The 8,759-nt window shown below is 50.9% G+C and carries 6 protein-coding genes; all 6 read left to right on the forward strand.

Annotated features, from left to right (window positions below):
- The first annotated feature begins 1 nt into the window (after position 1).
- On the forward strand, positions 2-2,368 hold the full coding sequence (gene rnr / locus BMX58_RS07570) for a ribonuclease R (protein ID WP_068623110.1): 2,367 nt from the start codon (positions 2-4) through the stop codon (positions 2,366-2,368).
- Between the two features lie 25 nt (positions 2,369-2,393).
- Positions 2,394-2,852, forward strand: a complete 459-nt coding sequence (gene smpB / locus BMX58_RS07575; protein WP_068623109.1) for an SsrA-binding protein SmpB — start codon at positions 2,394-2,396, stop codon at positions 2,850-2,852.
- 304 nt (positions 2,853-3,156) lie between these two features.
- Positions 3,157-5,142, forward strand: a complete 1,986-nt coding sequence (locus tag BMX58_RS07580; RefSeq protein WP_068623108.1) for a fructose-1,6-bisphosphatase — start codon at positions 3,157-3,159, stop codon at positions 5,140-5,142.
- 127 nt (positions 5,143-5,269) lie between these two features.
- The gene (locus tag BMX58_RS07585) at positions 5,270-5,995 is read left to right on the forward strand and encodes a histidine phosphatase family protein (protein WP_239420553.1); all 726 of its coding nucleotides are present in this window, start codon (positions 5,270-5,272) and stop codon (positions 5,993-5,995) included.
- 343 nt (positions 5,996-6,338) lie between these two features.
- Positions 6,339-7,439: a glutamine-hydrolyzing carbamoyl-phosphate synthase small subunit gene (gene carA, locus BMX58_RS07590; RefSeq protein ID WP_068623106.1), complete on the forward strand. Its 1,101-nt coding sequence runs from the start codon at positions 6,339-6,341 to the stop codon at positions 7,437-7,439.
- Positions 7,432-8,759 (forward strand): carbamoyl-phosphate synthase large subunit (gene carB / locus BMX58_RS07595; protein ID WP_093088819.1); only part of this gene is annotated, 1,328 nt, incomplete at its 3' end. The genes carA and carB, both read left to right, overlap by 8 nt.

An 8,759-nucleotide genomic window follows, 5' to 3' on the forward strand; every position in this document is an offset into this window, starting at 1 on the left:
CATGAGAAAGATAGATCAGATCCAAATAGACGTTCTAGCCTATTTTCAGGAGCATGCCGCCAAAAGCATGAGCCTGAAGGAAGTCAGTGAAGCGTTGGGCTACACGGATTCCAGTGATTTTAAAGCATTGGTCAAAGTCTTTGCGCAATTGGAAGAAAGAGGGATCCTCGTGCTGAACAAGACGGGACAATTCCGTCTGAAGGCGCAAGGTGCCACTTTGACGGGTACCTTCCGCAGCAATGACCGCGGTTTCGGATTTGTGACAATCGATCCGAACGAAAATGACCTGTTCATTCCGCGCGGCAGAACCGGCAGCGCGATGGACGGCGATACAGTCGAGGTGAAGGTCACCCGCGAAGCGGAGCCGTGGAACGATAAAGGGGTCGAAGCCGAAGTGACGGCTGTCCTGACGCGCAAATCGAATCAGGTCGTCGGCGAATTTGTTCCTTACGATTCCGATCGCCGTGAAGAGACCGGTTATCTGGGGTTTGTTGTCCCGCAAGATACGAAAATCAACAATATTGTTGTCTACATCAAACCGGAAGGCATCCACCCTGTGGAAGGCAGCGTCTGTCTGGTCGAAATCACCAGCTATCCAACGCCGCAGAACCCGATCAAGATGGAAGGTCTGGTAACCAAAGAAATCGGCCATAAGGATGCACCGGGCGTGGATATTTTGGCCATCCTCTACAAATTCGGCATCCCTTCCGAATTCCCGGAAGACGTGCTGGCACAGGCGGAAGGAATCCCGTTGGAGATTCCTGCAGAGGCATTGGAAGGCCGAAGGGACCTGCGTTCGGAACAGATCGTCACGATCGATGGCGCCGATGCCAAGGACTTGGATGACGCGATTTCGCTGAAGCGGCTCGAAAATGGCCACTATCTGTTGGGCGTGCACATCGCCGATGTTTCCTATTATGTGACGGAAAATTCCCCGATTGACCGTGAAGCCTACGAGCGCGGCACCAGCGTCTATTTGACGGACCGCGTCGTACCGATGCTGCCCCAAAAATTATCGAACGGCATCTGTTCCTTGTTGCCGCACGAAGACCGTCTGACGATGTCTTGTGAAATGGAACTCGATGCGGATGGCGAAGTGGTCGCCTATGATATTTTCCCGAGCGTCATCGAATCGAAACAGCGGATGACATATTCCGATGTCAATGCGATTTTGACGGACCACGACAAGAAATTGCGCGAAAAATACAGCGATTTTGTGCCGATGTTCGAAGAAATGGCCATCCTGCATGAAATTCTTTTGAAGAAACGCCAAAAACGCGGCGCTATCGATTTCGAATCCGATGAAGCGAAAATCATCGTCGACGAAAACGGGCATCCGTTGGACATCTATGTGCAGGATCGCGGTGTCGGCGAGCGCCTCATCGAATCATTCATGTTGAGCGCGAACGAAACGATCGCCCATCATTTCACGAAGGCTAATCTGCCATTCATCTACCGGATCCACGAACAGCCTGATCCGACCAAGATGATGCGCTTCCTTGAGTTCGTGACAACATTCGGCATCCTTGTGAGCGGCACGCATGAAAACGTCAAGCCGAAACAGCTGCAGGCCGTCTTGGCGAAAGTCAAGGATGAACCTTACGAAGCCGTTGTTTCGACCACGCTGTTGCGCAGCATGCAGCAGGCGAAATATGATGCCGTACCGGTCGGCCACTATGGTTTGGCAGCGAAAGACTACACTCATTTTACTTCGCCGATCCGGAGGTATCCCGACTTAATCGTCCACCGCCTGATCCGGACATACGGAAAAGGCATCGTCGATCCGCAGCTGGTCGAAAAGTGGAAAGGCCAATTGCCGGATATCGCTGTCCAGAGTTCGCAGATGGAACGCCGCTCGGTTGATGCGGAACGGGAAACCGAATCGCTCAAGAAGGCTGAGTTCATGATGGACAAAGTTGGCCAAGAATTTGAAGGCGTCATCAGCTCCGTCACGAAATTTGGTATCTTTGTGCAGCTGCCGAACACGGTCGAAGGCTTGGTGCATATTTCGAAAATGACGGAGGATTATTTCAACTACATCGAAAGCCATATGCTTTTGATGGGTGAACGCACCGGCGTCATTTACCGAATCGGCCAAAAAGTGAAGATCAAAGTGGAAAAATCGGATCCAGTCACGCGCGAAATCGACTTCTCGCTTGTCATCGACAAGGAAAAAGTCCAGAGCCAAAGTGATCAGGATCTGGTCAAACAAATCCGCTCGAAGATTCCAAAAGGCAAAAAGCGGAAACCGGGCCAATCCGATCGCGACAGCGGGCCGCGCAAAAAGACCGCAAAAGGAAAAGAGCCCTTCTATTCCCGCCCGGCCAAGAAAGCCAAAGGGAAGAAAGGCAGAGGCAAAAAGAAGTAAGCAAATGAAATGAAGGTGTCGGATTATGCCAAAAGGCGAAGGAAAAGTATTAGCGCAGAACAGAAAAGCCAGCCATGACTACACCATCCTCGATACGGTGGAAGCCGGGATGGTGCTGACGGGGACGGAGATCAAATCCGTCCGCCAAGCGAAAATCAATCTGAAGGATGGCTATGCGAGCATCCGGAACGGGGAAGTATTCCTGCAGAATGTGCACATCAGTCCGTTCGAGCAAGGCAATATCTTCAACCACGATCCGTTGCGCACGCGGAAGTTATTGCTGCACAAGAAGCAGATCAGATACCTGATCGAGGAGACCAAGACGACTGGCGTGACGCTCGTGCCGCTGAAGGTTTACCTCAGGAACGGCGTCGCGAAAGTGCTGATCGGACTCGCAAAAGGGAAGAAGAGCTACGACAAACGCGATGCGCTGAAACAGAAAGACATGAAGCGCGAAATCGACAGAGCGCTGAAGGAAAGATAAGCATACAAATGCGTAAAACGCGCCCGCATTCCGACTGGAATGCGGGCGCGTTTTGTTAGGGTTCGGCGCATCGGTGAGGGTTGGCGCGCCACCTCCGGCGAGATCCGCTTCGACAGGTACACCGGCAAACATGTGAATAATTGTGTAACTTTTGTATCTTGTCTATCATTTTTTTATAATTCAAGCTATGATAGAAGTAATCATCTTGTCACGAAAAATAAAGATAATCCTGCGAGTGTGAGGAACGCTTGCTTTGCGGGGTTCCGTTCTGAGTGAAACGAAAAAAGTAAGGGTGTGTTTGTTAATGATAACGAAAGACAAATATCTTCGATTGCTGGCGAAAGAATATCCGACGGCAGCGAAAACAGTGACCGAAATCATCAACTTGGAAGCCATCATGAACTTGCCGAAAGCAACCGAGCACTTCATCAGTGACCTCCATGGGGAATATGACGCTGTGCAGCATGTACTCAGGAATGGATCGGGGAACGTCAAAGAAAAGATACGCGAGATTTTCCAAGGGAGACTGAGCACCCGCGAAATGAACCAGCTCGCGACCATCGTCTATTACCCGGAAGAAAAAATCGACATGATCGTCAACAGCCTGGACTCCGAGGAGGAAATCAACGAATTTTACTCCTTGACGTTGCTGCGCATCACCGAACTTTGCGCGTTCACTGTCTCGAAATACACGCGCTCGAAAGTCAGAAAAGCGATTCCGGCCGATTATGCCTACATCATCGAAGAGCTGCTTTTCAAAGACACAATCATGACGAACAAAGAGGACTATTACGAAAAGATCATCAAGACCGTCATTTCCTTGGATCGGGCTACTGAATTGATCGCCGCCATTTCGCATGTCATCCAACGTCTGGTCGTCGATCACATCCATGTTGTCGGGGACATCTATGACAGGGGCCCATTCCCCGACAAAATCATCGACACCTTCATGGATGGCCATGAACTGGATATCCAGTGGGGCAACCATGATGTGCTGTGGATGGGAGCCGCGAGCGGATCGGCTGCTTGTATGGCCAACGTTATCCGCATCTGCGCCCGCTACGACAACCTCGAAATCATCGAGGACGCCTATGGCATTTCGCTGCGTCCGTTGATCACGTTTGCGGAAATGGTCTACAAAGAAGACCGCTACGAACCTTTCATGCCGAAAATCAATGCCGAGGACGAAAGCAAAATTTTCCCGGAAGAAATCCGTCAGATCGCCAAAATGAACCAAGCCATTTCGATCATCCAGTTCAAGCTGGAGGGCGAAATCATCAAGCGCCATCCTGAATTCGACATGGCCGATCGGATGGTGTTGGATTTCACCGACTACGAAAAAGGAACCGTGACGTTGGATGGAAAGGAATATCCGTTGCTGTGCGACTATTTCCCGACCGTCGATCCGGCCGATCCTTACCGCTTGACCGAGGAGGAAATCCTGGTCGTCGATAAACTCCTGACAGGATTCCTGAATTCGGAAAAACTGCAGAAGCATGTCCAGTTCCTTTTCAGCAAGGGCAGCATGTATTTGAGCTACAACGACAACCTGTTGTTCCACGGTTGCGTGCCGCTGAATCCGGACGGCAGCTTCATGGAGATGTCGATCAATAACGTCAAGTACCGCGGCAAAGCCCTATTGGACAAATACGAGGAAGTACTGCGCAAAGGCTATCTGAACCGCGAGTACCCGAAGCAGAATGTCCGCGCTCTCGATCTGATCTGGTATCTCTGGGAAGGAAAAACCTCGTCCCTGTTCGGGAAGGACAAAATGACGACTTTCGAGCGCCTTTATATCGCCGATAAGGAAACCCATGTCGAGAAGAAGAACCTTTATTACGAACTGCGCGATAATCCGGAATTGTCCCACAAAATACTCAAGGAATTCGGCTTGGATCCTAATAAAGGCCACATCATCAATGGACACACGCCTGTCAAAGAAAAGATTGGCGAAAACCCATTGAAAGCGGATGGCAAGCTGATCGTCATCGACGGCGGCTTCTCGAAAGCCTATCAGAACACGACCGGTCTGGCCGGTTATACCTTACTTTACAATTCCTTCGGGATGCAGCTGGTGTCCCATCAGCCGTTCACTTCCCGCCAGGATGCCATCGAAAATGAAAAAGACATCGTTTCAACGCGGCGCATCGTCGACAAGGAGTTGGAGCGCAAAACCGTAAGGCAGACAGACGTCGGCAAAAAGCTGACCCAGCAAGTCATCGACCTGCAGCAACTCTTGCGTGCCTACAAGTCCGGCGAAATCGTGGAGGATCTGCTCAGCGACAAATAGTTTCATGAAAATAGATGCAATCAGTCGCCGGAATTGTTAAGATAAGAGAAGGAAAGCAAGTATCCTAATGCAAAAATAGCTTGAGAGAGGCGGGTTAACCTTGAAAAAGGGAGTAACATTTTATTTTATGCGACACGGAGAAACCTATCTTAATAAATACAATCGGATGCAAGGCTGGTCCGACACACCCTTGACGCCACGGGGCCGACGCGATGTCATGCGGAGCGGCGCCGGCTTGGCCGATGTCAAGTTCGATGCGGTCTACTGCAGCGATTTGAGGCGCACGTTTGAAACAGCGCAGATCATCTTAAAAGAAAACCAGCACGCCGATCACTTGAAAGTGGTGGCCATGCCCGAATTCAGGGAAATTTTCTTCGGCTCTTTCGAAGGGCTGGATGCGAGCGAAACTTGGGGGAATCTGAACAAATTCCTTGGCAACGCCGATGGAACACCGAATTATGATGCCCACCGCTCCGTCATCGAAGAGTTGGACGGATTGAAAGAAATGGATCCTTACCACGAAGCGGAAGACTATATGACTTTTTGGCTGCGCGTTGAACGCGGTTTGATCAAACTGATCGGCGAGCACCGCGATTCCGAACGGAACATTCTGATCGTTTCCCACGGGATGACGATCCGCAACATGATCCATGCCGTCATTCCCGATTTTTCGATCGACCGCCATCTGGATAATGCCAGCATTTCGGTCGTCCGCTATGAGGACGGCTTCTATCACTTGGATCTTTACAACGGCATCGACCACTTCGCCGATGACTTCACACCTGCCGATGAGCAGGAACCGGAAGTCCATAAAGTGACACCTGCCGATAAAGTCGAAGAGGACGTAAAATAATCAAATGCCGTACCCTTGGAAAAGCCATTGTTTCCAAGGGTATTTTCGTGTCAACTGGGGGGAAACAATTAAAAATCACACCTTTTTTTCATTTTTTGGAAATATAAATTGAAAATTCCGTCCGGATAGTCTAAAATTAACGTAATCCACAATACTGTACGGGATACAGCGTGGCAATAACGAGTCTTTAAATTAGCACAGAGAGGCTAACAAGGCATGTGAAACGATTAATGTAAACAACCGTTGAAACACGCCCAAAATAGGTGTGTTTTTTTTACATTTTCCTATTTTTCATGCAAGCGTGAGGTATGTACCTTGTCAATCAGAAATCAGGAGGAATAACATGAAACAACGTAGATTTTTAGTATTAGAAGATGGCAGTTGCTATCCTGGTTATGCATTCGGTGCAGAAAAGGACACAATCGGAGAGATCGTATTCAACACAGGGATGACAGGTTACCAAGAAACATTATCCGATCCTTCCTACACAGGTCAGATCATCACTTTCACGTATCCGTTGATCGGAAACTACGGCATCAATGAAGATGACTATGAAGGCATGCATCCAGGACTGAAAGGGATGGTTGTGCATGAACTGGCGGAACATCCAAGCAATTTCCGCTCCACCAAAACATTGGATGAAGCCTTGAAGGGCTTTGACGTGCCGGGAATCTACGGCGTGGACACACGCAGCATCACCAAAAAAATCCGCAATGCCGGCGTTATGCGCGGCGCCTTCGTAGCGAATGCGGACAATCTGGATGAAATCGTCGCAAACCTGAAAGCCTACCAATTGCCGGTCAACGAAATCCAAATGAATTCAACAAAAGAAATCAAAACATATTCCGGTGAAGGCCCTCGCGTCGTCCTGCTTGACTTCGGCTTCAAGGACAATATCCTTGCAGAATTGTTGAAAAGGGGTTGTGAAGTCATCCTCGCTCCTTGGAACACAAGTGCGGAAGCGATCCTGGCCTACAAACCGGATGGCATCATGTTGAGCAATGGACCCGGAGATCCGACATCCGTTCCGGAAGCCATCGAAACAATCAAGCAATTGATTGCCCAAGAGAACCTGCCGATGTTCGGCATTTGCCTTGGCCACCAGTTGATTTCACTGGCAAGCGGCGCTACGACATACAAACTGAAATTCGGCCATCGCGGCGCAAACCATCCGGTGCAGGATCTGGCGACCGGGAAAGTCAGCCTAACCAGCCAAAACCATGGCTACGCTGTGAACGAAGAAAGCCTGAAACAAACCGACTTGGTTGCAACCCACCGCGCCTTGAATGATGGTACGAATGAAGGCGTCAAACATAAAACCAAACCGATCTTTTCGGTTCAGTATCACCCGGAAGCAGCGCCCGGACCGCGCGATGCCAACTATTTGTTCGACCAATTCGTAGATATGATGAAAGCAGCCCAAGGAGGAAAACAACATGCCTAAACGTACCGACATTCAATCCATCTTAGTGATCGGCTCAGGCCCCATCATCATCGGCCAAGCCGCTGAATTTGACTATGCCGGAACGCAAGCATGCTTGGCTTTAAAAGAAGAAGGATACAAAGTCATCCTGGTGAACTCGAATCCCGCAACGATCATGACCGACGTCGAAATCGCCGATAAAGTCTACATGGAGCCACTTTCAGTGGAATTCATCACAAACATCATCCGCAAAGAACGCCCGGATGCGCTCTTGCCTACCCTTGGCGGTCAGACCGGTTTGAACATGGCGGTGGAACTGGACAAAGCAGGCGTTCTGGACGCCTACAATGTCGAGCTGCTGGGGACGAAACTGAGTTCCATCCAACAGGCCGAAGACCGTGATCTGTTCCGCCAATTGATGGCCGAATTGAACCAGCCGGTTCCGGAGAGCGACATCATCCACACGGTGGCTGAAGCGCTGACGTTCGCCGCGAAAGTCGGCTATCCGCTGATCGTCCGTCCGGCCTTCACGATGGGCGGCACCGGCGGCGGCATCTGTTACGACGAAGCCGACCTGCGCGAAATCGTTGCCAACGGCCTGCGCTATTCGCCGGTGACGCAATGTCTGCTGGAAAAATCGATCGCCGGTTACAAGGAAATCGAGTACGAAGTGATGCGCGACAGCAACGACAATGCGATCGTGGTCTGCAACATGGAAAACATCGATCCGGTCGGCGTTCACACGGGCGACTCCGTCGTGGTGGCGCCATCCCAGACGTTGTCCGACAAGGAATACCAAATGTTGCGCGATGTCTCGCTGCAGATCATCCGCGCCCTCAAGATCGAAGGCGGCTGCAATGTCCAATTGGCCTTGGATCCGCACTCGTTCAACTACTACATAATCGAAGTCAACCCGCGCGTGAGCCGTTCTTCGGCCTTGGCGAGCAAGGCGACCGGGTACCCGATCGCGAAGATGGCGGCCAAAATCGCCGTCGGCCTGACCTTGGACGAAATGAAGAACCCGGTCACCGGCACGTCCTACGCGGCCTTCGAGCCGGCTTTGGACTACATCGTCTCGAAAATCCCGCGTTTCCCGTTCGATAAATTCGAAAAGGGCGACCGCAGCCTCGGCACACAGATGAAAGCGACCGGCGAAGTCATGGCCATGGGCCATACGTTCGAGGAATCGATGCTGAAAGCCGTCCGTTCCCTGGAATACGGCGTCAACCATCTGGCCTTGCCGAAGGACCAGGGCAAGACCGTGACGATGGCAGAAATCGAACAGAACATCCGCGTCGCCTGCGACGAGCGTCTCTTCTATCTGGGCGAAGCGCTGCGCCG

It is taken from the genome of Trichococcus ilyis (assembly GCF_900109135.1).
GTDB lineage: Bacteria > Bacillota > Bacilli > Lactobacillales > Aerococcaceae > Trichococcus > Trichococcus ilyis.